At 61.4% G+C, this 21,248-nt stretch carries 26 protein-coding genes, 1 tRNA gene and 2 pseudogenes; 15 read left to right on the top strand and 14 right to left on the bottom strand.

Annotation, left to right across the window (positions count from 1 at the left end; genetic code table 11):
• Positions 1-5 precede the first annotated feature (5 nt).
• The 4 genes from ACWTU7_RS18790 to ACWTU7_RS18775 all read right to left on the bottom strand — a co-directional run bounded on the left by ACWTU7_RS18790 (position 6) and on the right by ACWTU7_RS18775 (position 1,544).
• A complete protein-coding gene (locus tag ACWTU7_RS18790) occupies positions 6-335 on the bottom strand; it encodes a GYD domain-containing protein (protein WP_127210850.1) in 330 nt (109 codons plus the stop codon).
• 393 nt (positions 336-728) lie between these two features.
• Positions 729-938 carry a hypothetical protein gene (locus ACWTU7_RS18785; protein ID WP_455839503.1) on the bottom strand — a complete coding sequence of 70 codons (210 nt, stop codon included), beginning with the start codon at positions 936-938 and terminating at the stop codon, positions 729-731.
• Positions 939-1,130: 192 nt separating this feature from the next.
• Positions 1,131-1,313: a DUF3606 domain-containing protein gene (locus ACWTU7_RS18780; RefSeq protein WP_065009113.1), complete on the bottom strand. Its 183-nt coding sequence runs from the start codon at positions 1,311-1,313 to the stop codon at positions 1,131-1,133.
• 157 nt (positions 1,314-1,470) lie between these two features.
• Positions 1,471-1,544: transfer RNA gene (locus ACWTU7_RS18775), tRNA-Gln, on the bottom strand.
• A 125-nt stretch (positions 1,545-1,669) separates the two neighbouring features.
• Here ACWTU7_RS18775 and ACWTU7_RS18770 point away from each other — a divergent pair.
• Positions 1,670-2,056, top strand: coding sequence for an ester cyclase (locus ACWTU7_RS18770; protein WP_455839502.1), 387 nt, complete (start codon positions 1,670-1,672; stop codon positions 2,054-2,056).
• 66 nt (positions 2,057-2,122) lie between these two features.
• On the opposite strand, the gene ACWTU7_RS18765 is transcribed toward ACWTU7_RS18770, so the two are convergent.
• Positions 2,123-2,638, bottom strand: coding sequence for a hypothetical protein (locus ACWTU7_RS18765; protein WP_455839501.1), 516 nt, complete (start codon positions 2,636-2,638; stop codon positions 2,123-2,125).
• A 574-nt stretch (positions 2,639-3,212) separates the two neighbouring features.
• The gene (locus ACWTU7_RS18760; RefSeq protein WP_029351781.1) at positions 3,213-3,686 is read right to left on the bottom strand and encodes an Lrp/AsnC family transcriptional regulator; all 474 of its coding nucleotides are present in this window, start codon (positions 3,684-3,686) and stop codon (positions 3,213-3,215) included.
• Between the two features lie 151 nt (positions 3,687-3,837).
• Between ACWTU7_RS18760 and ACWTU7_RS18755 the strand changes: the two genes are divergently transcribed.
• Positions 3,838-4,590, top strand: coding sequence for a tryptophan 2,3-dioxygenase family protein (locus tag ACWTU7_RS18755; protein ID WP_455839500.1), 753 nt, complete (start codon positions 3,838-3,840; stop codon positions 4,588-4,590).
• Positions 4,591-4,614: 24 nt separating this feature from the next.
• On the opposite strand, the gene ACWTU7_RS18750 is transcribed toward ACWTU7_RS18755, so the two are convergent.
• Together ACWTU7_RS18750 and ACWTU7_RS18745 are read right to left on the bottom strand one after the other, a co-directional pair.
• Complete coding sequence (locus tag ACWTU7_RS18750) at positions 4,615-5,451, bottom strand: EamA family transporter (RefSeq protein ID WP_455839499.1); 837 nt, start codon at positions 5,449-5,451, stop codon at positions 4,615-4,617.
• The gene (locus ACWTU7_RS18745) at positions 5,448-6,041 is read right to left on the bottom strand and encodes a TetR/AcrR family transcriptional regulator (RefSeq protein WP_455839498.1); all 594 of its coding nucleotides are present in this window, start codon (positions 6,039-6,041) and stop codon (positions 5,448-5,450) included. Before ACWTU7_RS18745 ends, ACWTU7_RS18750 begins: the two co-directional genes overlap by 4 nt.
• 235 nt (positions 6,042-6,276) lie before the next feature.
• Here ACWTU7_RS18745 and ACWTU7_RS18740 point away from each other — a divergent pair, with 235 nt between their 5' ends.
• Positions 6,277-6,699 (top strand): DoxX family protein, encoded by a 423-nt coding sequence (locus ACWTU7_RS18740; RefSeq protein WP_455839497.1) that lies wholly within the window; start codon positions 6,277-6,279, stop codon positions 6,697-6,699.
• 54 nt (positions 6,700-6,753) lie between these two features.
• On the opposite strand, the gene ACWTU7_RS18735 is transcribed toward ACWTU7_RS18740, so the two are convergent.
• Positions 6,754-7,059 (bottom strand): hypothetical protein, encoded by a 306-nt coding sequence (locus tag ACWTU7_RS18735; RefSeq protein ID WP_023803842.1) that lies wholly within the window; start codon positions 7,057-7,059, stop codon positions 6,754-6,756.
• Between the two features lie 345 nt (positions 7,060-7,404).
• Between ACWTU7_RS18735 and ACWTU7_RS18730 the strand changes: the two genes are divergently transcribed.
• The 7 genes from ACWTU7_RS18730 to ACWTU7_RS18700 all read left to right on the top strand — a co-directional run bounded on the left by ACWTU7_RS18730 (position 7,405) and on the right by ACWTU7_RS18700 (position 11,531).
• Positions 7,405-7,848, top strand: a complete 444-nt coding sequence (locus ACWTU7_RS18730; RefSeq protein WP_455839496.1) for a hypothetical protein — start codon at positions 7,405-7,407, stop codon at positions 7,846-7,848.
• On the top strand, positions 7,841-8,278 hold the full coding sequence (locus tag ACWTU7_RS18725) for a hypothetical protein (RefSeq protein ID WP_455839495.1): 438 nt from the start codon (positions 7,841-7,843) through the stop codon (positions 8,276-8,278). Before ACWTU7_RS18730 ends, ACWTU7_RS18725 begins: the two co-directional genes overlap by 8 nt.
• A 79-nt stretch (positions 8,279-8,357) precedes the next feature.
• Positions 8,358-8,915, top strand: coding sequence for a terminase large subunit domain-containing protein (locus tag ACWTU7_RS18720; protein WP_455839494.1), 558 nt, complete (start codon positions 8,358-8,360; stop codon positions 8,913-8,915).
• A gap of 497 nt (positions 8,916-9,412) precedes the next feature.
• Positions 9,413-9,958: a hypothetical protein gene (locus tag ACWTU7_RS18715; RefSeq protein ID WP_455839493.1), complete on the top strand. Its 546-nt coding sequence runs from the start codon at positions 9,413-9,415 to the stop codon at positions 9,956-9,958.
• Positions 9,959-10,079: 121 nt separating this feature from the next.
• Complete coding sequence (locus ACWTU7_RS18710; protein WP_455839492.1) at positions 10,080-10,835, top strand: phage terminase large subunit family protein; 756 nt, start codon at positions 10,080-10,082, stop codon at positions 10,833-10,835.
• A gap of 32 nt (positions 10,836-10,867) precedes the next feature.
• Positions 10,868-11,437, top strand: coding sequence for a hypothetical protein (locus ACWTU7_RS18705; protein ID WP_455839491.1), 570 nt, complete (start codon positions 10,868-10,870; stop codon positions 11,435-11,437).
• Positions 11,406-11,531, top strand: a complete 126-nt coding sequence (locus tag ACWTU7_RS18700; RefSeq protein WP_280950361.1) for a hypothetical protein — start codon at positions 11,406-11,408, stop codon at positions 11,529-11,531. The genes ACWTU7_RS18705 and ACWTU7_RS18700 overlap by 32 nt, the downstream gene beginning before the upstream one ends.
• Before the next feature lie 309 nt (positions 11,532-11,840).
• Here ACWTU7_RS18700 and ACWTU7_RS18695 read toward each other — a convergent pair.
• Positions 11,841-12,436: pseudogene (locus ACWTU7_RS18695) on the bottom strand (methyltransferase domain-containing protein); the annotation flags it as partial.
• Between the two features lie 108 nt (positions 12,437-12,544).
• On the opposite strand from ACWTU7_RS18695, the gene ACWTU7_RS18690 reads away from it, so the two are divergent.
• Entirely contained in the window at positions 12,545-14,278 is a 1,734-nt protein-coding gene (locus ACWTU7_RS18690) for a portal protein (protein WP_455839490.1), read from the top strand.
• Positions 14,275-14,598, top strand: coding sequence for a Bbp19 family protein (locus tag ACWTU7_RS18685; protein WP_455839489.1), 324 nt, complete (start codon positions 14,275-14,277; stop codon positions 14,596-14,598). Before ACWTU7_RS18690 ends, ACWTU7_RS18685 begins: the two co-directional genes overlap by 4 nt.
• A 23-nt stretch (positions 14,599-14,621) precedes the next feature.
• Here the strand turns inward: ACWTU7_RS18685 and ACWTU7_RS18680 are convergent, their stop codons facing one another.
• Both ACWTU7_RS18680 and ACWTU7_RS18675 read right to left on the bottom strand, forming a co-directional pair.
• On the bottom strand, positions 14,622-14,999 hold the full coding sequence (locus ACWTU7_RS18680; RefSeq protein ID WP_455839488.1) for a hypothetical protein: 378 nt from the start codon (positions 14,997-14,999) through the stop codon (positions 14,622-14,624).
• 165 nt (positions 15,000-15,164) lie between these two features.
• Complete coding sequence (locus ACWTU7_RS18675; protein ID WP_455839487.1) at positions 15,165-15,479, bottom strand: YMGG-like glycine zipper-containing protein; 315 nt, start codon at positions 15,477-15,479, stop codon at positions 15,165-15,167.
• Positions 15,480-15,786: 307 nt separating this feature from the next.
• Between ACWTU7_RS18675 and ACWTU7_RS18670 the strand changes: the two genes are divergently transcribed.
• The 3 genes from ACWTU7_RS18670 to ACWTU7_RS18660 all read left to right on the top strand — a co-directional run bounded on the left by ACWTU7_RS18670 (position 15,787) and on the right by ACWTU7_RS18660 (position 18,764).
• Positions 15,787-16,359, top strand: coding sequence for a hypothetical protein (locus ACWTU7_RS18670; RefSeq protein ID WP_455839486.1), 573 nt, complete (start codon positions 15,787-15,789; stop codon positions 16,357-16,359).
• A gap of 203 nt (positions 16,360-16,562) precedes the next feature.
• Positions 16,563-17,471, top strand: a complete 909-nt coding sequence (locus ACWTU7_RS18665) for a hypothetical protein (protein ID WP_455839485.1) — start codon at positions 16,563-16,565, stop codon at positions 17,469-17,471.
• 303 nt (positions 17,472-17,774) lie between these two features.
• Positions 17,775-18,764, top strand: a complete 990-nt coding sequence (locus tag ACWTU7_RS18660; RefSeq protein WP_287161342.1) for a Coat protein — start codon at positions 17,775-17,777, stop codon at positions 18,762-18,764.
• Positions 18,765-18,812: 48 nt separating this feature from the next.
• Here the strand turns inward: ACWTU7_RS18660 and ACWTU7_RS18655 are convergent.
• A pseudogene (locus ACWTU7_RS18655) lies at positions 18,813-19,537 on the bottom strand (IS5 family transposase).
• A 658-nt stretch (positions 19,538-20,195) separates the two neighbouring features.
• Positions 20,196-20,705 (bottom strand): hypothetical protein, encoded by a 510-nt coding sequence (locus tag ACWTU7_RS18650; protein WP_455839484.1) that lies wholly within the window; start codon positions 20,703-20,705, stop codon positions 20,196-20,198.
• Between the last annotated feature and the right edge of the window lie 543 nt (positions 20,706-21,248).

Raw genomic sequence — 21,248 nt, 5'->3', positions numbered from 1 at the left:
GTTGGTCAGGGCTTTCCCGGCGGACGATAGCGGATTGACTTTGCCTTCCCAAGCGCCTGCATCGTCTCTTCGACGCTTAGCAGGACGGTGGTCTCGTACGAGCTGAGCGCCCCGCCCGCACCGATAGCCAGCATGACAGATGCCATCGAAACGTTGTCTGGAGCCTCCCACAGGTTCCAGCCATCGTGCTCTCCGAAGGCATACCAGAACCCGTGCAGCTTTCCGCCCACCGACTCGATGTAGGTGCGGGCTGCCTCGCGTCTATCCTCAGGGTTTTCAATCAGGCGCGCCCAGGTTTCGGGCGTATAGCTGAATTGCGTGAGATACATGGGCATGGTTCGCCTCCAGCGCTGCCGATCCCCGCGGCTCGGCGTCAAGGGATCGAGGGGAATGGCGCCGAGCCTAACCGGCTTGGGCAGTTCGCCGGCTGACGAAATATGCTCTTAAGCTAATATAAGAGCAACAGCTATAAATCCGCGCTCCATAGGTCGCCTCATAGGCTTCCGCCGAAGAGAGCGCAGAATGCTGGATGGTTCCAGCTCGACTTTTTTGGCCATGCCGGTTCGCCAATGCGAACCGATTAGTCAGCTAAATTAGTACCTTTGTTTATCAAGGCAAGATCCGGTCTTACCGCAAATGGCGAGCGGGCAGGCGCGCGACATTTGCCTGCCGTGCCAATATCCGCAGCCAAAGCAGAGTGGGAAATTATCCGGCAGTCGGCGCAATCATCAGGAGGCCCGGCTCTGCCGGGCCTCCTTCGAGCCTGTCTCGGAGCCTGCCTCGTTCAAGAGGCTGCAGAGCGAAACGGCCTCATCGTGACACAGGCCGATCAGCGCAAGCGCCGAAAACTGGGCCGGCAGATCGAGCCTGACGTCCCACACCATCCATCTGCCGTTTGGCTCCATGACACATTCAAAACGCAATGCACCGTCCGACATTCGACCCCCCAACGATTGCCGCTAGGTGGTATCGCGTCAAAGTAAAAGAGTTATTGCGTTCCTGAAACCTGGCGTTGAATCCGGCCGATAGCGCCGGCAGGCACCGGAAACACGCGGTATGGTCAAGTCGCAGTGAGGATCCGATGATGATCCGGCGCGGTGATGGTCCGGGTCGACGCCGCCGGATGCGGATCAGGCGTTGCGGCTCGCCATATGCGCATCGAGTTTCTTTCTCGAAGGACCGTACCGCTTGATGATGGTCGCGGCCTCGCTCGGCGGTATGCCGTATTTTCTTGCAAAAGCCGCAACGTCGTAAGGCTCCTCGCCGGAGGCCGGTTTGCGGTCCTGCTTGCTCTTGGATTTGTCGTCTGCCATGTCGTCCTCCGTCACATCCGGTCGATATAGGGTGCCCTGGTCCGGCCGACCATCCTTACCATTCGGAAAGGCAGGCACACCGGTCCCCCGGGCATTGCTGCGCGTTGCAACAGTCTGATCGGATCAAGACCGATCGGTTGCCCGGCTGGGAAGCTGCTGGTTCCCGCTCATGGGCTCGAACCACGATTCACGCCTTCAAAGGGCGCTGTCCTACCATTAGACGAAGCGGGAGTAGAGGAAGTGAACGTTGTCTAACACTTTCTCATCCGCGCATGAAGCCGCTTCATGCCGTCATCTGCTTGAGCACTAGACACGCCCTTTTCAGCAGGGCCTTGTAGAAGATAGGAGCAATCGCCGTGATTAAAACCGACCTCTCGGACGTCTACCGACACTACATTGCCTGCCTGAATAAGCAGGACTGGCCGAAGCTGGGACAATTCGTTCATGATGAGGTGATCCACAACGGCCGGCGGCTGGGGTTATCAGGTTATCTCGAAATGCTGGAGGGAGACTTTGCTGAAATTCCGGACCTTCATTTCAATGTTCAGATGCTGATTTCCGATCCGCCCTATATAGCGAGCCGGCTAGCGTTCGACTGTACGCCGAAAGAAATGTTCCTTGGCCTCCCTGTAAACGGTAGGAGAGTTTCCTTTGCCGAGAATATTATCTACGAATTTCGTGAAAAAAAAATTGTACAAGCATGGTCGGTAATAGACAAGGTGGCTATCGAAGCTCAGCTTTAGGACGATAGATTGTCGCGTATCTTGCCTCAAAGCAGTCTTCACCATGCTGGACAATGTGACCTGAGCTTAGACTCGTGTTATGGCCAACAGCCACGCCAGAAGTTCCAGCAACAATAGAAACAAGGCAAGCTGTAGCGACATGCGCAAGCGCTGAATGATCCGCCAATTGCCGGCCATGTCGGTTTTAATGCGCAGCGCAAGCGCGCGGTGCATCACATCCATGGTGCCGGAAGGGTCTTTATCGACAAAGTCCTGGAGCAGCTGCTCTGGATCGAAGCGGAACGTATAGGCGTAGTAGGGCCACAACATAATCACGACCAGCAGCCCGATCAGGAAAAGCAACGCCAGCGCCAGCCAGTCCCACAGCCCAAGTCCGTCCAGGAGAGCCCTGCCGCCGAGGAGAGAACTCACGAACGCGGTTGCAAAGATCAGATTGCCCGCTCGCGTATTGAGGCTCTCCACCACGTTCTGCTGATGCAGGAGACCCCGCACCGCTTCCGCATAAACAAAGGCCAGGCGGGGGTCAGATGCCGCAGCGGGCTGGGAGTGGTTTTCTCCCGCCGATGAAGAATGCTCGGCCATGAGGTGTCGTTCCGCGTTCCGATATGAACCACGATATGAACAATGGCAGCTGCCTGTCTACCGCCTGTCACGGACCCCGGCCTTGACGCCTGAACACATTGCCCCAGATTACGCGGCGGAGTTTCAGATATGCGATACGATTGGCAGGGGCGCAAATTCCTGGAACGGCATTTCGGCATTGTTATCGCAATTGGCCTGGTTGCAGGGCTGTCGGCCTTGGCTGCGCTGGGCTACACGCCTTAAGACTCGGTTCAGCGCCAAATTCCTATGTAAGCGAAAAGCAACGGTGCGACGCAACCAGACCGGCGCCACGTGCATTTCAATGCATGACGATGTTTCGCCCCGATATCCCTGCAAAATGCTGCGCTTATTGCGGCGGGCGCGACCACGGCTACGAAGACTGCCCGAAGCGGAAAGCTGACGCCGAACAGCAGAAGGAGCCGGATGTCGATCCAGCCCCAAGCCCGGCATCGGGGATAGAAAAGCCCGACAAAACCGCAGCCTGAACCATCCCGCAGCCTGAACCATCCCGTTGACTGGCTCCAATCGAACGAACCCGGCCGCTGCCGAGCGCCTATCGCTTCTGCTGCGTATGCCCAACGGCATTGGCGAAAGAAATGTCGCCCTTGATCTCGCGCATGGCCATCGAGGTGATCGTGCGGCGCACGCCGGGCAGGCGGCTGAGCTCGACGCGCAGCATCCTGTCCAGCGCCATCATGTCGACCGTCACGATCTGCAGGAGATAGTCGGCCTCGCCTGTCGTGGCGTGGCAGCGCCGGATCAGCGGGTGCGCCTGGACGGCCGCCTCGAAGGCCTCGGAAAGCTCGAAATCGATCGACACCTGGATGAAGGCTTCGATGCCGAAGCCGAGTTTTGCCGGGTCGATCCGTGTCGAGTAGCCGCGGATGATGCCGGCGTCCTCCAGCGCCTTGACCCGCTTCCAGCACGGCGTCTTGCTTAAACCGACCTCGTCGGCGAGCACAGCGAAGGAGGTACGCGCGTCGCGTTCCAGCGCTGCGACGATCTTGCGGTCAAGGGCATCCAGCATCAAACGTTCTCCAAGACGGCTCCACGAATGGCAGTTCGTCCTTCAATTCTCGCTATTTGAATAACAGAAGGGAACAATGTTCAAGCCAAAAGCGCTTATTCTTCAGGCTCGGATGCCCTGAACCGACGGGCCGGGCAAAGGAGCAGCTGCAATGCACAAGCCGGACTATTATGCCCGCATCGAAGCGCCCGAGATGCGCGACTACGGCGTCTACCTCAGGTGCGACAAGCTTCTCGCCTGCCAGAAGCCGCTGGCCGAGATGGTGAATGCCGACGAGCTGCAGTTCCAGATCGTCCATCAGGTCGAGGAGCTGTGGATGAAGCTCATAACCTACACGCTGGTCGATGTCGTCGACTTCCTCGAACAGCAGAACACGCATCGCGTCGTTACGCTGATGGGGCGCGTGCATCGGCTGATGCGCATGATGACGGCGCAGCTCGACCTGCTCGAAACCATGTCGCCCAAGGAATACCAGGAGATTCGCCTGCAACTCGGCAATGGCAGCGGCCAGGAATCGCCGGGCTTCAAGCTGCTCTTGCGCATGCCGCCGGACCTGTGGCGGGCCTACAAGGCGTCCTATCTCGATGGTCGCGGGCTCTCGGTCGAGGATGTCTACGATATCAGGTATGATCACGGCGACAGCTATGTCGTCGCCGAGGCGCTGATCGAATTCGACGAGCTGTTCCAGAAATTCCGCGCCAATCATCTCTACCTCATCCACCGTTCGATCGGGCTAGGCTCGAAATCGCTCAAGGGCCGGCCGGTCGAACTGCTGCAGGCCGGCGCCCTTCATCGCTTCTTCCCGGAACTGTGGGACATACGCTGCGAGATGACCGACCGCTGGGGCAGCCAGTACGGGACGGTGCGGGCACCGATCAGCCATCCGGAGGCGGCAGCCGAGTAGGCCGCTTCGAGCCCCGCCGGAGTCTCACGGCTGATAGCCGAGGCAGATGGCGCCGAGTGCGACGATGGCGCAGGCGGCGATGCGCCGGGGCGTCAGCATCTCGCCGAGAAACAGCCAACCGATCAACGCCGCGAAGATGACGCTGGTCTCCCGCATCGCCGTGATCGGGCCGGCCGGCCCGAGCGCGAAAGCGGCGACCACGAGGCCGTAGGCCAGCAGCGCGAACACGCCGCCGCCGAGCGCCTTAAGCGTTTCGGCAGAGCGAACATCGACGACGAGCCGGCCACGGAAGGCAATGAAGGCTGCCGGCAGCAGGGCACCGTAGATCAGCAGAACCCATGCGGTGTAGGCAGTGGCGCTTCCCGCCTGACGAACGCCGATCGCATCGACCGTCGCATAGGCGGCGATGATCGCACCCGCCGCCAGCGAATGGAGGATCGATGTGATGTCTGTCCGTCCCTTTCCCAAGGCAAGGCTCATGATGCCGCCGGCGACGAGCCCGACGCCGAGGATTTGCGGCAGGGCGAGATGCTGGTTGGCCAGGAGAAATCCGCCAAGTGTGACCAGCAGCGGCACGCTGCCGCGGACGATCGGATAGACCTGGCCCAGTTCGCCGTTCCTGTAGGCAGCCACCAGAAACATGGTGTAGCCGACCTGCAGGCAGGCTGAGAGCACGACATAGGGCCAGGCATGGGGTGCCGGAAACGCGCTAGAGATCGCCAACGGAACGGCGACCACCGTGCTCGAAAAGCTCATCACGGTGACGGTCCACAGCCTGTCGGCTCCTGTTCGCAGAAAGGCGTTCCAGCTTGCATGCAGGATTGCGGCAAGCAGTGCCAGCCCGATGACCGTCGCGCTCATGGCGCGGTCATGGCGCTGGGAGCGGCGAGGATGCTGAAGGCAGCCTTGCGGGCATCGCAAATGGCTGTGTCGGCCTGTCCCATCTCAGCCATGAGAGTTGCCCCCTCGATGAGCATCAGCAGCGCCGCCGCCGTGCTTGCGGCCCGGTCGGGCGGCATCATGTCCTCGAGGATGGACTGCATCCTGCGCCTGAGGCCGTTCTTCTGCCCGGCGACGGCCTTGAACACCGGGTGCTCTGGGTTGCCAAACTCTGCCAGCGCATGCGCGAACAGGCAGCCGTGGAAATCGGCGCTGCGAAACCAGCGCTCGTACCAGTCGAAGATGGTCGCGATCTTCTGCTCGGGCGTGACGGCTTCTTCCGCAAGGCGATCGAGCTGACGGTCGAAACGCCGGGCGCGATAGTCGAGCACCTGGACGATCAGATCGGCCTTGCTGGGGAAGTGACGATACATCGTCATCTTGGCGACCTCCGCCTCGGCGATGATCCGGTCGATGCCGGTGGCATGGAAGCCGTCGCGCTTGAACAGTGCATAAGCGGTTTCGACGACGTGCCTGCGCTTGTCGGAGCCGAGCGGCGATGATGAGATCATGGTTTGGCCCCAAGCAGTGAGACAGGTCTGTCTACTCACTAGGCGAGGAACTCCTGTCGGTCAAGGCCGTCGCCGGATCCTGGTGGTGAACGCAAAAAAGCAGCGGCGCTGCATCGATCGCAGCCGGGCGGTTTATTCATGAGGAGATAGGGCATAGAAAGCTTCGGCCGATGTCGGACTTGCGGCCGACCGATCGTCCTTGGGTCGAAACCGTCGCAACAGCTGGGAGAGAGACATGCCGTCCGAAATCCTTCAAACGCCATGGCAGACCGCCGCAATCCTCATTGGCCGCCTGATCTTCGCGGCTGTCTTCCTGATGGCGGTGGCCTTCAAGTTCATGGATATGGGCGCCACCGCGGGCTACATCGCCGCCGCCGGATTTCCGTTCCCGTTGTTTCTGGCCTGGTGCGCGGCGCTGCTCGAAATCGTCCTCGTGCTGTGCTTCCTGACCGGCGCTTTCTTCTCGCAGGCCGCTCTTGTCGCCGGCGCCTATGTGCTGTTCCTCGGTTTTGCCTTCCACGGGCCGTCGCACTGGGCCGGCAACCAGGCCGAATTCGGCTTCTTCGTCGATCATTTTACTTTCCTGGCCGGGCTGCTGTTTGCCGCAGTGCACGGGCCGGGCCGCGTGCTGACCTGGAAGCCTGTATCAGTCAGCTGATCGTACCTCGGCGGCAAGCAGGGTTCCGATACGGACGGGGAGGCGATCGCGACGTCACATCTGGTCGTTGTAGGGTTCCTTCATCTGGCCGACCATGCGCGCCAGTTTCGAGAACGACGGCATATCTGCCTCCGGCTGGCACTGATTGGCCAGTTCCAGCAGCCGGATCGGGAAGTTGACGGCATCGCGGCTCGACGCCGACATGCCTTCGGACCGCTCCTCGCTGGTCTCGCTGGCTTCGGCCTTGCGCAAGGCGATGTCTATCTCCTCGACCGTCAGCACGCCCTTGCGGACCAGGACCTGATTGATCGATGCGACGGCCATCAGCAGGCCTTCGAGTTGCAGATTGGCGACATTCATGGCTTTGCTCCCATTGGCAAAATTGCAAACGCGCGAACGCCGGTTCCGATCCGGACAGCTGCAGCATATCGCGGCGCGGGGCCGAATTTTGGGCCGGCCCACGAGATTTCGCTTGCTTTGTGACGGCAGCTATGCTAGGAATATAGTCATGGTGCTGAGTTGCGCCAACGACCCGCCCGCCGAGGCGGGTTTTTGTTTTTAGCCTTCTCGAACGTTTGTGCCTGTGTTGCCGATATCAAATGTCGGCGGGACAGCACCCCCTCTGTCCTGTCCTGCCGGACAGAGGGGGCGCGAAGGATCGCGACGCTTCCCGTAACGAATACTGCACCTCCCAGAGACCCCCCGATGTCCAACCGTTATGCCACCATCATCACCGACGATGACGGCCGCGAGGTCGTCAGCGCCATCGGCCAGTTCGAGGGCGTGCCGCAATTGCGCGCCGGCCGGATTGAAGAGGTGCCGGACGGCGTGCGGATCGGCATGGTCCGGGGCGGTGCGGTCAATGCGGCCGGCGGCTTTGGGTTTGCCGTGGGAGCACATGGTCTCGACGCCCGTGCGGTCGGTATGGTCCGCGCCAGGCTGAAACAAGTGTCACGACCGGCCGCCGAGGCGACCGAGGGGGAGACCGGCGCCGCCAGAGCGCCGCGCGCCAAACCCCGCAAGAAGCCGCGCAAGGCCCGAAGGGCTGCACGGCCGGCGGCGAGCAAAGCGGCGAAGACTGACACAGCCGGGAGCGCTGCGGCCGGGATCGCGCCAGCCGAGCCCTTCGGGGCCGCAGCCAATGACTGACAAAGCTTCCGCCGCCAAGTCGCCCGGCCGCGCCAGGCGCAAGCCGCCCGGCACACCGGCGCAGCCGCCGGCGCCGCGCCCGAAGCGGGCGAAGAAGACGCTGGGCGATGGTTTCCTCGAAGCCATCCGCGCCGATTTCCGGGCGCATGGCGCCGGCGTCATTGCCGAGGTTCGCACCGAAAAGCCCGACCAGTATCTGAAGATCGTGCTTTCGGTGCTGCCCAAGGATTTGCCAAGGGACCTGCTTGTCAACATCAACAGTCTGGATGCATTGAGCGATGACGAAATCAGGCAGCGCATCCGCGGCCTCGAAGCCGTCCTCAGGCCGTTCCTCGAAAAGCCGAGCCTCGCAACAGGCCTCGCACAGCCGGGCGGCAAGGAAGGAATATCTCAGCCTGCTGGCGGAGCTGGACCGGAGGCGCCGCACTAACCAGCTTGCCGCCTATCGGCCCTATCCCCGACAGGCCGAGTTCCACGCCGCCGGCGCGACCAATCGCGAGCGGCTGTTCATGGCCGGCAATCAGCTCGGCAAGACCAGGGCCGGCGGCGCCGAATGGGCGATGCACCTCACCGGCCGCTATCCCGACTGGTGGCAGGGCAAGGTCTTCGATACCGCCGTGCGGTTCTGGGCGGCCGGCGTTACCGGCGAAGGCACGCGCGACAACCCGCAGCGCATCCTGCTTGGCCCGCCGCAGCAGCCGGCGGCCTGGGGCACCGGCATGATCCCGGCCGACGCCATCGTCAGCACGATGGCGGGACGGGCGCCGGGCGCGCTCGACAGCGTCGTGGTGCGCTGGGGCGGCGGCGGCGATGTTCAGGCCGATGAATCGGTGCTGTCGTTCAAGAGCTACGAGAAGGGCCGCGAGAAATGGCAGGGCGAGACGCTGCACGGCGTCTGGTTCGACGAAGAACCGCCGCTCGACATCTATTCCGAAGGCCTGACCCGCACCAACGCGACCGGCGGCATCACCATCGTCACCTTCACGCCGCTGCTCGGCATGTCGGACGTGGTGCTGCTGTTTTTGTCGGCGCAGGAGATGGAGGGGATGGGGAAAGCCGGCGGATGAAGTCGAATCAAGGGTATTTGGTTCCTGCAAGCTGTCTGGCGCGGGCCTTGGGATCGGTTGCTTTCCGAGTGAGCGGTTGGCACCATATCCTTTTGTCGCCCCTCTGATTGCTCCAGACATTGCATACTTTGTTCGGTGTGTCCGGGGCGCAAACTTTGTGTTGGTCCCCGTCGAGCTCATACATATTGCAGGTCTGCTTGCTCGTGTCATAAGGCACGTTCGACTGGCATGCTGACGCACTGGCTGCCATGGCCACAACGATTGCTATGCGGATCATGTATTTCCCCCAAGTTGTCAGCAGCTTTGCACTGATGGACAGTATTATCAATGGCAGTCGCTCGTATCAGCAACTAATTACGGCAAGCTAATATGAACCGCCGTCACCTTCATGACCCAACGACGATGCCGCCGCACCGAAATCATTGCGGTTGCCAAGCAGCGTTCCGAAACTAGACTGGCGACGCGGGGCGGGTTGGATCAGGACTATGAATAGGCGGATGATGTTGATCGGCGGTCTGTCTTCAATTGTCCTATCTTCAGCGGGCAGCGCCGGGATGTCAGCGACCTTTCCTCCCGTTCCGAAATGGCGGCCATCCTTTTCGCAGCCCATCGATCGTATCGAGGAGCGCTTTGGCTACTACTTCAACCAGGAGCGTGACTTTGCCATCTTTGAAAACGGCACCTGTGTGCTGACGGAGCCTCACCTTTCCGATGGCGCTGCATCCTTGGCAGCCATCCAGACGCTTGCCATGATCTACAACTACCACCCGGACATGAAACCGTCCGACATGGACGATGGCAATTTGCTGGTCAGTTACAATCATCCGGCCTTCAATGTCGTGCTGACCGACATTGCCAAGGCGCATTGGCCAGAGATCGAGGCTCGCCACCAGGACGGACTGACGACCGACGAGGTGCTGATCACGCCGCTCGGGCAAAATGTGTTCGATGATTTTGGCAAAAAGGCGCTGCTCGGCAGGTGCTACATGTTCATGGATGCGCAGGCGCCGAAAGTCGTGCGCATCAAACGTCGGGCGATCTGACCCCGACTTTTTGGGCCCGGGCTCCGTGGCTGGCTGCCCCCGAGCGATGCAAAATTGAGATGCAAAGGCAGCGCGTTGGAACCCGCTCCTGCCAAAATGATTCAAGCCGGGGAAGCGAACTATGACCCGCCACGTCACCTTCATGACCATCGACGATGCCGAGCATTATACGCCGCGGCAGCGCGCCGAGATCATTGCCGCCTATCCGGCGCATGAGCGCGAGGCGCGCGCCAAGGGCATTCCGGTGCTCGGCTCTGGCCGCATCTTTCCGGTGGCCGAGGAGCTGATCGCCTGCGAGCCGTTCCGGCTGCCGCGCTACTGGCCACGGCTTGGCGCGCTTGATTTCGGCTGGGATCATCCGTCGGCCGCGGTCGAGCTCGCCTGGGACACGGAGGCCGATGTCGTCTATGTCACCAAAGCCTGCCGGGCGTCGCAGCAGACGCCGGCCATGCAGGCGCTGACCCTGAAACCGTGGGGCGAATGGCTGCCCTGGGCATGGCCGCGCGACGGCCGTCGCGAGACGCTGGAAGGTGCGGGCCTGGCACTCGCCAAACAATACGCCGCGCATGGGCTCAACATGCTGACCCGCCATGCGCAATTCCCAGACGGCGCCGTCTCGGTCGAGGCCGGGCTGATGGAGATGCTCGACCGCATGCAGAGCGGCCGCTTCAAGGTGTTTTCGACGCTTTTACCCTGGTTCGAGGAGTTTCGACTCTATCACCGCAGGGACGGCCAGGTGGTGAAGCTGCGCGACGATTTGATGGCGGCGACGCGTTACGGCGTGATGATGCTGAGGGAAGCGGCGGTCGATCCGGCGGAGTTCAAGATGGCACGGCGGAAGGCGGGGCAAAGCGATCCGCTGGGGGCGTTTCGGTAACTCCGACGGCAACCACACACCATGACCGCCTCATGACCCTCCGCATCATCCCCGCCACCTTACGCGACCTCAGCTACATCGCCGCCAATTTGCGCCCGGAGGACCGGGCCGAGATCGACTGCCAGCTTGATCAGTGGTCGCCGGCGCTGCTGGCGCTGACGGCGCTGCAGGGTCTTGCTTATGTCGCCGAGCTCGACGGCAATCCTGAGGCCGGCTTTGGCGCCGCCGAACAGCGCGGCGGCTTATGGATCGCCTGGAGCTGGGGCACGCGCCGCATGAAGCGCTGCGTGCCTGGTATCACCGAGTTCTTTCACGCCGTGCTCGGGCCGAAGGTTGCCGCGCGCGGCGCCTGGCGGGTCGAGGCGCGGGCGCTCGCCGCCAATGAATTGGCGCTGCGCTGGCTCGGTCGGCTGGGCGCGACGGAACGCTGCCGCTTGCCGGGTTACGGCCGGAACGGCGAGGATTTTTTACTCTATGACTGGACAAGAGAAAGCTGGAACCATGTGCCTCTTCCAAAAGCCGCCGGCGCTGAAGCCGCTGCCACCGACACCGACCATCGCCGACAAAGACGTGCAGGCGCGCGAGGCGGCACTCAGGGCTGAGCTCGAACAGCGCCAGGGCACCGCCGGCACGGTCAAGACCGATCTGTCGCCCAGCGACCTCACCGGCCAGCGCCGCGTGCTGCTGGGGGTGTGATTATGGGCGCGATGAAGCGGGTGTTCAGGAATCGCGGCGGTTTGCCCTGGTGGACCTGGCGGCGGCTGGCGCGGTTGGTGAAGAGGCGGGGATGAGAGCCTTCCCTTCTCCCCTTGTGGGAGAAGGTGGATCGGCGCGTCTGCGCCGAGACGGATGAGGGGTGCTGGAAGAAATGCGGCGTGGAAACATCGAATGATTTCAATCACTTAAACCTTCAAGGGAGTGATCCTTCCAACACCCCTCATCCGACCGAGCTGCGCTCGGCCACCTTCTCCCACAAGGGGAGAAGGGAAGGCTTCGGCCTGTCACCCCGGCTTCCGCAAATGCCCACACCATCAGCGGGTATTCCTCGTCGTTGCTGAGGTCGCGCCATAGGCCGTAGGCGCGCACTGGGCCGCCGATATGGGCTTTTGCGCAGGCTTTGTTGCCCCAGCCGAACACTTCTATCTCGGATTCCGGGAAACCGCCTTCGACCATCACCGGCGGGAGCGGTTGTAGTCGTGCGGCCTGGCATGCACCCTGAACAGGAACGGTGTGGCCACCATCGCCCAGCCGCCCGGCCGGGTCATGGCATGGATATTTTGCGCGGCGGCAAGCGGCCGTTGCACATGCTCCAGCACCTGGTCGGCGATGACGACGGAATATTGCCGGTCGGTGCGGTCCTTGCAGATGTCGAAATCGGGGAAATCGACCGAGGTCTAGTTGGAGCACATCGTCTTCCAGTAGCGGTTCCAGCCGGGCGAAAGCTCGATCACGTCAGATGATTTGCGGCCGTCCGCCTCAAGAAATGCGGTGAATGCCTCGATCTGCCTGATGCGCAGCCAGTTGCGGGAGTCGTAGCCGATCAGCCGCTTTGCAACCTGCTTGCTTCGCCTCGTCAGGGCACCGGGTAGGCTCTCCGGCATTGTCACATCGACCTCCTTAAAGGCCCGCCGCGCCACCCTTGAACATCGCAAAAGCGGACAAAATTCGACCGCCCTAACATAAGCTCAGCCCACCGAAGAAAGAATGCCATGACGAGCGATTCCCGCGCCCACGATATCTTGTCGCGACAGGCCCAACTCGAGAGCGAGCGCAGCCAGTATGAGGCTGTCTGGGAGGCGGTGTCGGAATTCTGCGACCCCGACGCGCCCGATGTCTGGAGCGGGCGCCGGCAATCCGGACCTGACTCGCAGGCTCAGCGGCACGAGCGGCGGGGTGCGCGTGTCTACGCCAACACCATCAACTCGGCAGCCAACCGGCTGGCCGCTGGGCTGGAAAGCCTGATCATCCCGCAGTCGGAAAAATGGCACGGGCTGTCGACCGCCGCCTTGAACGACGAAGAGAGCGACGAGGAAAAGGAATGGGCGGGGGCGCTTCGCGATTTCCTGTTCTCGCTGCGCTATTCCGCCAATTCGAACTTCGTGCCGGCAACGCAGGCCTGCCTGCGCAACGTCGTGCGCTACGGCCCGGCCTATCTCTACGCCGAGGAGGGCTTTGCGCCCCACACGCTGATCCGCTATGCCTCGATCCCCGTGGTCGAGGGCTATCTCTGCCGCAACCGCTGGGGTCAAGTCGATATTTTCCACCGCCGCTACGAGCGCACGGCGCGCCAGGCCGCACAGCTGCTCGGCTATGAGAAGCTGCCGGCGCGGATCAAAATGCTGGTCGATGATCCCGCCAAATGCGAGACCAAGATTTCGCTGATCCAGTGCATCCAGCCACGCGACGAGCGCAAGATGTATCGGCTGGGCGGATCCTACCAGTATCTCGACACGGCCTTCGCCTCCTGTCACGTCCTCGAGGACGAGGAGGTCATCGTCAGGGAAAGCGGTTTCCGCTCCTTCCCGGTGTCGTGCTTCAACTGGCGCCTTTACGAGGGCGACCCCTACGGCATTTCGCCGACCATCGAGGCGTTGACCACGGTGCGCGAGGAAAACGCCGTGCGCCGCTCCGGCCTCAGGGCGCTGCAGCAGGTCACCGATCCGGCGACCGCTTCGAAGGCGCGGCTCGACTATGTGCCGGTGCTCAATCCCGGCGAGAACTATCCCGGCCTGATCGACGATCAGGGACGGCCTCTGATTGCGCCGATCGCTACGGGGCAGAACCCGACCTATGCGTTCAGCTACGCGGAAAGCCGGGCCGAGGAGATCCGCGACATGATGTTCGTCAATCTGTTCCAGACGCTGGTGCAGAACCCGCAGATGACGGCGACCGAAGCGCTGATCCGGCAGGAGGAAAAGGGCGCGCTGCTCGGACCCTCCGGCTCGATCATCCAGGCCGGTTTTGCCTCGAATCTCGACCGCGAGCTCGGCATCCTCGAGGACAAAGGATTATACGAGGAAGACAGCCGCTTCCTGCCGCCGGCGAGCCTTGCCGGCAAGGCGGTGCGGCCGACCTTCACCGGCCCGCTCGACGTGCTGCGCCGCTCGGCCGAGGCGCGCGATACAATCCAGGTGGTGACCACGGCCATGCAGATGGCGCAGTTCGACGCGAGCGTGATGGACAATATCGACGGCGACGAGGCGCTCAAGATCGTGCAGAGCGCCGGCCGCAGTCCGCAGCGCATCTTTCGCCGCCAGGACGAGGTTGCCGGTATCCGCGATGCCAGAGCCAAGGCGCAAGCTGCGCAGGCCGGCATGGCCGCGATCGCCAACGCTGGCAAGGTGGCCAAGGATGCCGTGCCCGCCGCCGTGCAGGCGCGCGACAGCGGTCTGCTCGACAGTCTCGGCGGGCTGATGTCGCAGGGCGGCGAGGGCGGCGCATGAGCGGCAAACGCTTCGCCCATTCGAGCCAGGCCGGCGGCCCGGCCAAGGCGCAGGATGCGCTGACCAAGGCCTATCTCAGGGTGTTCTCAGGCCAGGACGGCGAGATGGTGCTTGCCGACCTGGCGGCGGCGACCGGCTATTACCGCCGCCCGTCCTATGGCGAGTGGCTGGCCAAGACGAAGACGCCGAACGGCTTCGAACTGCACAGCGCACTGAGCAATGCACGCGCCGAAGTGGTGCAGCACATCATGGAGTTCCTGACGCTGGACGAGGCGCAGCTGGCGGCGCTGGAGAAGGCGGCGAGGCTGGAGGGGAGGTAGGAGGTGATGAAGCTGCCTTATGGCTAAGTCTTGCTCAAATCTACGGTGATCCGCATCGGGCTGGTTTTGACGCCTGCCGGCCAACACTTCTGGACCGATTTCGAAAGTTGCCGGGCTGCTTCGGCCGCCGCCTCTGTATGTGGATCATAGGACACAACGGTAATCGACTTGACCTTGCCGGCCTTGTCCAATGTCACCTCGAAAGTGGCTTTGACGTGATTGTCGACAGCGGCCACCGGCAAGACCAGGCAATCGCCGATCCGCTCGACACTGACAGCCTGCCTGGCGTGTGCGGAACCGAACAAACAACCAGCAGCGACGTCATCAAAAATCGCATCGTCGCCCCCTTTGGATGGCAGACGATAGCCTCTAACCGCGCTGAGGGTAAGGATCAAAACCATCGGGTTGACCGCGCCGACGCTGAAACTGTGTTCCCTCGCCCCGTTCACGGGGAGAGGATGCCGGCAGGCAGGTGAGGGGCGGCGCCAGCATCTCAGAATTCTGCACTGCCCCTCATCCCCCTGCCGGGACCTTCTCCCCGTAAACGGGGAGAAGGGGCCTATCGCTCAATAGTTGCCGCTGTAATAGCGGTCGTCGCAAGGCGCCGTGTAGATGCGGCCGTAGCGATCCCGATAGCGGCAAAGCTGTTCGCCGCGCCGCTGCGGCGTTGTCGCGCTGCCCACGACCGCGCCCAGCAAGGCGCCGCTGGCTGCACCGATAACCGTGCTCTTGGTGTCGCGGCCCAGGGCCTGGCCGACGAGAGCGCCGCCCGCGCCGCCGACCAGAGCGCCCGTGGTCGCCCTCTGCTGGCCTTCGGTCTGCGCACATCCTGCCAGCGCGGCAGTCACAAGCAGGGCGGCAATGGATTTGTACATGGTCATCGTCTGATACTCCGTTGAGGCCTATGAACTAATACACCGGCTGGTTTTGCCAAGTGTTTGCCAAGTGCGGTCGCATTGCGGCGGAACAGCGGCACCATGCCTCACGAAATAAGACATGGTTTCTTTCGTCTTGACGGCCAAGGCCTCCGGCTCGGAAAGCTCAGGGTCAAACAAAAAGATCATAAAGATCAGGGTCAAACAAGACGATAGGGTCAGGCTCTATCGAAATGATCAGGCTTCGGCCGCAACGATTCCGCTCGCGGCGGGTCCAGCCGATCCCTCAAATCCCCCAAGAATGGAGAATGCAATGACCCGAGGTCTCCCCCGGACGCTTTCCCGTGCCGCCGCCCGAGAGGCCGGCCTTGCCCCGCCCAAGGCCGGGCTTGCCGCCAGCACGAGCGGGCAGGGCGGTTCCTTCCGCACCGTCTTTTCGCTCAACGCCATGCAGGTGCCGGTCACCGATGCGCTTGCCTATGCCAGCCATAAGCTTTTCGATTTCCTCGGCGGCAAGGTGCGCATCAAGGGCGGCACCGCAAGGCTGCAATTCGCCGTGCTGACCACCCGCGCCTCGACCATCAACGACAATGCGGCACTGACCTGGTCGCTCGGGTCGGCGGCGGCGTCAAGCGCTGCGCTCGCCGGCACCATGGTCAATGTGCTGGCTTCGACCGGACGTACGCTGGACGGTGCCGGTGCTGCACTGTCGACCGCTTCGACCGCCGATGTAGCGGCGGCTTTGACGCTCGATGGCACAGCGACGCCGGCCGACCTCTATCTCAACCTTGCCCTCGCCGCCGGCACCGATATCGACGCCGACGGCATGCTGGCCGTTACCGGAACGATCACGCTGCTGTGGGAGAATTGGGGCGATAACGCGTAGCGTTAATCTCCCCCCTTGAGGGGGAGATGTCGCCAAAGGCGACAGAGGTGCCACCGGGCCGACCTCAGCGACAGATGGAGGTTTGCGCTCCACGCGTTGGTACCCCCCCTCTGGCCTGCCGGCCATCTCCCCACAAGGGGGAGATACTGGGCCCCACCACCGGCTCCTATCATCAGTCTTTAACCTCAACAAAGGAACATCTCATGACAGATCTGGCAGACGCCGGGTCCGTGGTGGCTTCGCCACCGGCGGGCAACCCAGTACGGCCACCGGCCAACGGGGACAACGGGTCCGCCCCGCCGGCCGACAAGAGTTGGTTTGACGGTCTTTCCGAAGGCAACCGCAAGCTCGCTGAAACCAAGGGCTGGACCCAGCCTGAAAGCCTCGATCGGGTTTTCACATCCTATGCGGAGCTGGAACGGCAGCAGGGCGAGAGCCTGCGCATTCCCGCAGCGGACGCTCCTGGGGAAGACTGGGCCAGGTTCCATGCCCGGTTGCCTGAGGCGATGCGCCCGCTGACATCGCCCGACAAGGTCGAGTACAGGCGCCCCGACGGGCTTCCCGAAGACTTCGCCTATTCGGACGAGCTCGCCAACGCGTCCAAGGCCTGGGCGGTCCAGGCCGGCGCCACCCCGAAGGTGGCGCAGGCCTATCACGACCGCTTCGTCGGCTACATGGCCGAGCAGGCCAAGGTGCAGCAGATCGCCCTTGCCCGTTCGGTCGAGGCCACTCACGATGACCTGGTCAGGGATTGGGGACCGACCGATAGCGACGGCTTTCGTAGGAGATTGGAGGTCGCCAACCGGGCGATGAAGAAGCTCGGCCTGGTCGATGCCTACAAGGCGAAGGGCATCCTTCTGCCTGACGGCGCCTTGACCGATCCGCACATCGCCAAGGCGTTCCACGCCATCGGCGAGGCGATGTTCAGGGAAGACACGATCGACGGCGGCGCGGCTTTGATCGGAGGCAATCCGTTCAAGCGCAACGCCGCCGGCGAACGCAACCTGACTGAGATCTCGGCCCTCGTCAGAAGCGATCCCGTTCGCGCCCGCCGGCTGGCACGCGAGGCCGGCGAAAACCCCGACCTGTGGATGCCCAACAACCCCCTCTAAAGCTGTGTCGATATTCAGGTGATGCCGGCCTGCAAACGACGGCTTTCTGCGCTTCCGGTGGTCACGGACCAGCGCATGACCCCGGAAACCGATTTCGGTTTCCGGAAAGGATCATGCGCAAATGCAAAGTGTTAGAGCGTCCTTTTGCGCGTCAATAGGACGCGCGGCGCTCTAATGTCCGCTCCGCTCCGGTTCTCGAAAGCCATCTTGTTTGGTCGCTTTGCGCCCGTCTTCGACTCCGGCTCGGCCTGACCTGAATCTCAACACACCTTCTCCGCCAACCAAACCTGAAGGAAGAGAAAAATGGCAGACGCCTATACCCGTATCGCGGACGCGATCGTTCCGTCCGTCTATGCACAATACTCGTTCGAGGAGCATGTCCAGTCGCTCGAGATCTACCAGGCCGGGATCCTGTTTTCCGACCCGGCCATCGCCTCGAAGCTTTCCATGGGCGGGCGTTCCGTCGACATGCCCGGCTGGAAGGATCTCGGCAACGATCCGTCCGAGCCGGTCAATGACGATCCGGCCGATTCGATCGAGTTGAAGAAGATCGGCGCGCGCCGCGAGGTCGCCGCCCGCAATGTCCGCGCCCAGGCCTGGGGCATTCCGGACCTGACCAGCATCCTCGCCGGCGACGACCCGCAGAAGCTGATCGTGCGCCGCCAGACCGATTATTGGCAGCGTGCCAACAAGCTGACGCTGCTCGGTATCCTGAAAGGGGTGCTGGCCGACAACCTCGCCAATGATGCCGGCGACCTGGTGCGCGTCACCGGCGCTTCCATAGTCGACACCGACATCATCGAGGCCGCCTATCTGATGGGCGACCGCGCCGACAAGTTCAAGACGATCTGGATGCACTCCAAGCAGATGAAGGCACTGAAGCTCGCCGACCTCATCGACTATGTGCCGCCGTCCGAGCAGGGCGGGCCGCTGATCCCCTATTACATGGGGCTGCGGGCCGTCGTCGACGACGACATCCCGGTGGCGGCGGGCGTCTACACGGCCTTCATGTTCAAGGACAAGGCAATCCTGTGGAACGAGCTGCCGGTCAACACCGAAGGCGGGCCGCTGGAGTTCGACCGCAAGCCCCGCCAGGGCCATGGCGGCGGCGTCACCGAAATGGTCGGCCGCAGGCATTTCGTCCCGCATGTGCCCGGCACCCGCTTCCTCGACGCCTCCTCGGCCGGCGAATTCGCCACCGACGCCGAGCTGGCGCTGGCGGCGAACTGGGACCGCACCGCGTCGAGCGTCAAGAACATGACTTTCATCGCGCTGAAGACGACCGAGGCCTGATCGGACCGGAAGGGGCGGGGTTAAAAGAACTCCCGCCCTTTCTGGACGCTAGGCCGTAGACTCATTACTGCGCAGCCAGATGCGGATAGCGACGAGTTTGACGGCGGCAAGGTAGTTTTCTGCCAGCTTGTCGTAGCGTGTCGCGATCCGTCGGAACTGTTTTGGCTGAAGGGACTGAAACAGATCGGGTCCTTCCGGTTGGCCTTGGGCGGGATGTTGGCCCATGCCTTTCGCTCGGTGATGACATTGCGCAATGCGTTGGCATCATAACCCTTGTCGGCGAGCAGCATGGCACCCTCGGGCAAATCCGTGATCAAGTCCACTGCGGAGGCGATGTCGCTCATCTGACCTGCCGTGAGCATCAGCTTGATCGGCCTGCCTTGGGCGTCGACAAGAGCATGGATTTTGGTTGTGAGGCCGCCTCGGGAACGACCGAGGCAATGATCTTGCCCCCCTTTTGCCGTCGCACCCTGCTGATGGACGCGAACAATGGAGGTGTCGATCATCTGCACCTTGCCATCATGGGCTTTGGTGATGGCGTCCATGAGGCGGTCCCACACACCTGCTTTTCGCCATCGGACGAAGCGGTTGTAACAGGTGGTGCGCGGTCCATACCGCTCGGGCAGGTCGCGCCAAGGCGCACCAGATCGCAGCACCCAGAAGATGCCGTTCAGCACGCGCCGATCATCAACACGCGGCACACCTCTTGGCTTGTTGGGTAGCAGCGGCTCGATCACCCGCCATTCAAAGTCTGTCAGGTCATATCGGCTCATGGTGAGCCCTGAATCAGAATCCGGCGCGATGTGAAAGCAGCCAGTCGGCAAACGACCCCGTTGCGGACGTTGACTAGTCGTCCAGTCTCCGTTTGGCCAATGATGCCTGATAGACACTTCGTGGATGTCTTCTGCGTCGCCAACTATTTAGAAATATAATAAGCGCAATGTAGCCGAATATTGCAACCAAGCCCCGCAGAGCACCAAGAAGATTGCTCATAAAAGCAGCTATAAGAACCACAGTCGCAACTACAGCCACGGTGTAATAGAGGACTGAGGCCCAGACATATTTTTCCATTTGAGAGCTACTCATTGATCAATCCTCGCTCGAAATGCGTTTCATAACTCACCGATGCTGATCGAAACGTTTCGACAATGTGCCGATAGTGCGAGGTCGCCTTTCCACCTCATCTCAGCCGTTCGTGTATATGGGTTCACGGCATAGCTGTAGACCGGCCCGTTCACCGCGGTCGTTTACGGCACGTTCTCTAATGCGCTCGCGGAGCTTCTCGGAAAAATCCTGTTCCGGGTTGCCCATTTGATCCTCCTGGCTGCGCGATCGTATCAAGCGCAACGTGGGCCAAGCGGATTTGTTCTGCTGCATAGTTAGGTTGCTCAAGTGATCGCAGTTAGCTCGGTTAACTACCGCAAACGGATTTCATTCAAGAACTCTAGGATCGTCCTTATTCCTTACTTTTATGATAGCTGCCTTAACAATTAGGGGCAGTACAATTGGCAAAGTGACTATCTTCCACGGCTTCCGATATTTTGACGCAAAGAATGAGATTCCCGCAATAATACTACCTTTGTCCCATCCCTTCTTTAGATACAATCTTCCTAACTGAGTGTCACTGCTTCTTAAGATAAATCTACCATAGATAAGGTATATAGCACCGAGATTCCACTCTGCCTTTTCTTCAAAAACCTCCTTGGTGCGAGGTGATTGTTCCCTAGAGAGAATTTTCATAAGATGAAAGACGGCTCTCTCTCCCATTTTGTTTGCAGCCAGACGTAGCCATAGCTCCGCCTTTTGCAAATCTTTAGGAACCATCTTGCCATTGGCGTATCCTATCCCAACGGATAGCTGCGCCTGTGCGTCGCCACGCTCGGCTCGCGGCATGAAGTATTCAAACCATCTCTGCTGCTCTTCTGTAATGTCTTCTTCCATAAACCTTTCCCAACTTCAGTATGCCTTTTGTTTGTTGAAATCCGATGCCCCGCACCGCCGACCACGCCGCTGAAAGGCCCTCCCCAAGCCCGACTGGCTTACCTTGAAAGGTGAGCCTAAATCTAGTCACGTGGGCAGCGGTGGGCAGCGCAATTGTATAGCGTGCTAGGCCTTGCGCCAAACCCGTAGTAAATCCGGTCAGCGCATCCAACCAAAACAAGGCGTCTGATTCCGAGAGAGGCGTCGTAAGCTGCCCCGTGTTAGGGTCGATTGTTAGGACCTTCCCATCCGGTGTATGTGCAAAATCGATGGAAGTCACAATCTTCCTCCTCTCCACAGGAACAACATATCGATAAACAGAGAATAACTCAGCAAGCACATCAGAATCATCAGCGCCCCGCTAAAGGTTCTTATTTCGATAAGAAGCGCAAACGACAAAAAAACTACAACAGTAATTATAAAAAAGGTGGAGATGAACAAGAGGTTTGGCGTTATTAGGCGTTGCTTGCCGGCGGGTTCACCTACCCTCAGATTGACATAGGA

This window comes from Mesorhizobium sp. BHscii (assembly GCF_053848065.1).
This window is presented reverse-complemented; position numbering and strand designations above follow the sequence as displayed.

What these genes read in the sequence shown, in the direction of transcription:
- ACWTU7_RS18790 (WP_127210850.1), bottom strand. Translation starts at nt 335, where the DNA reads ATGCCCATGTATCTCACGCAATTCAGCTATACGCCCGAAACCTGGGCG.
- ACWTU7_RS18785 (WP_455839503.1), bottom strand. Translation starts at nt 938, where the DNA reads ATGTCGGACGGTGCATTGCGTTTTGAATGTGTCATGGAGCCAAACGGC.
- ACWTU7_RS18780 (WP_065009113.1), bottom strand. Translation starts at nt 1,313, where the DNA reads ATGGCAGACGACAAATCCAAGAGCAAGCAGGACCGCAAACCGGCCTCC.
- ACWTU7_RS18765 (WP_455839501.1), bottom strand. Translation starts at nt 2,638, where the DNA reads ATGGCCGAGCATTCTTCATCGGCGGGAGAAAACCACTCCCAGCCCGCT.
- ACWTU7_RS18760 (WP_029351781.1), bottom strand. Translation starts at nt 3,686, where the DNA reads ATGCTGGATGCCCTTGACCGCAAGATCGTCGCAGCGCTGGAACGCGAC.
- ACWTU7_RS18755 (WP_455839500.1), top strand. Translation starts at nt 3,838, where the DNA reads ATGCACAAGCCGGACTATTATGCCCGCATCGAAGCGCCCGAGATGCGC.
- ACWTU7_RS18750 (WP_455839499.1), bottom strand. Translation starts at nt 5,451, where the DNA reads ATGAGCGCGACGGTCATCGGGCTGGCACTGCTTGCCGCAATCCTGCAT.
- ACWTU7_RS18745 (WP_455839498.1), bottom strand. Translation starts at nt 6,041, where the DNA reads ATGATCTCATCATCGCCGCTCGGCTCCGACAAGCGCAGGCACGTCGTC.
- ACWTU7_RS18740 (WP_455839497.1), top strand. Translation starts at nt 6,277, where the DNA reads ATGCCGTCCGAAATCCTTCAAACGCCATGGCAGACCGCCGCAATCCTC.
- ACWTU7_RS18735 (WP_023803842.1), bottom strand. Translation starts at nt 7,059, where the DNA reads ATGAATGTCGCCAATCTGCAACTCGAAGGCCTGCTGATGGCCGTCGCA.
- ACWTU7_RS18730 (WP_455839496.1), top strand. Translation starts at nt 7,405, where the DNA reads ATGTCCAACCGTTATGCCACCATCATCACCGACGATGACGGCCGCGAG.
- ACWTU7_RS18725 (WP_455839495.1), top strand. Translation starts at nt 7,841, where the DNA reads ATGACTGACAAAGCTTCCGCCGCCAAGTCGCCCGGCCGCGCCAGGCGC.
- ACWTU7_RS18720 (WP_455839494.1), top strand. Translation starts at nt 8,358, where the DNA reads ATGGCCGGCAATCAGCTCGGCAAGACCAGGGCCGGCGGCGCCGAATGG.
- ACWTU7_RS18715 (WP_455839493.1), top strand. Translation starts at nt 9,413, where the DNA reads ATGATGTTGATCGGCGGTCTGTCTTCAATTGTCCTATCTTCAGCGGGC.
- ACWTU7_RS18710 (WP_455839492.1), top strand. Translation starts at nt 10,080, where the DNA reads ATGACCCGCCACGTCACCTTCATGACCATCGACGATGCCGAGCATTAT.
- ACWTU7_RS18705 (WP_455839491.1), top strand. Translation starts at nt 10,868, where the DNA reads ATGACCCTCCGCATCATCCCCGCCACCTTACGCGACCTCAGCTACATC.
- ACWTU7_RS18690 (WP_455839490.1), top strand. Translation starts at nt 12,545, where the DNA reads ATGACGAGCGATTCCCGCGCCCACGATATCTTGTCGCGACAGGCCCAA.
- ACWTU7_RS18685 (WP_455839489.1), top strand. Translation starts at nt 14,275, where the DNA reads ATGAGCGGCAAACGCTTCGCCCATTCGAGCCAGGCCGGCGGCCCGGCC.
- ACWTU7_RS18680 (WP_455839488.1), bottom strand. Translation starts at nt 14,999, where the DNA reads ATGGTTTTGATCCTTACCCTCAGCGCGGTTAGAGGCTATCGTCTGCCA.
- ACWTU7_RS18675 (WP_455839487.1), bottom strand. Translation starts at nt 15,479, where the DNA reads ATGACCATGTACAAATCCATTGCCGCCCTGCTTGTGACTGCCGCGCTG.
- ACWTU7_RS18670 (WP_455839486.1), top strand. Translation starts at nt 15,787, where the DNA reads ATGACCCGAGGTCTCCCCCGGACGCTTTCCCGTGCCGCCGCCCGAGAG.
- ACWTU7_RS18665 (WP_455839485.1), top strand. Translation starts at nt 16,563, where the DNA reads ATGACAGATCTGGCAGACGCCGGGTCCGTGGTGGCTTCGCCACCGGCG.
- ACWTU7_RS18660 (WP_287161342.1), top strand. Translation starts at nt 17,775, where the DNA reads ATGGCAGACGCCTATACCCGTATCGCGGACGCGATCGTTCCGTCCGTC.
- ACWTU7_RS18650 (WP_455839484.1), bottom strand. Translation starts at nt 20,705, where the DNA reads ATGGAAGAAGACATTACAGAAGAGCAGCAGAGATGGTTTGAATACTTC.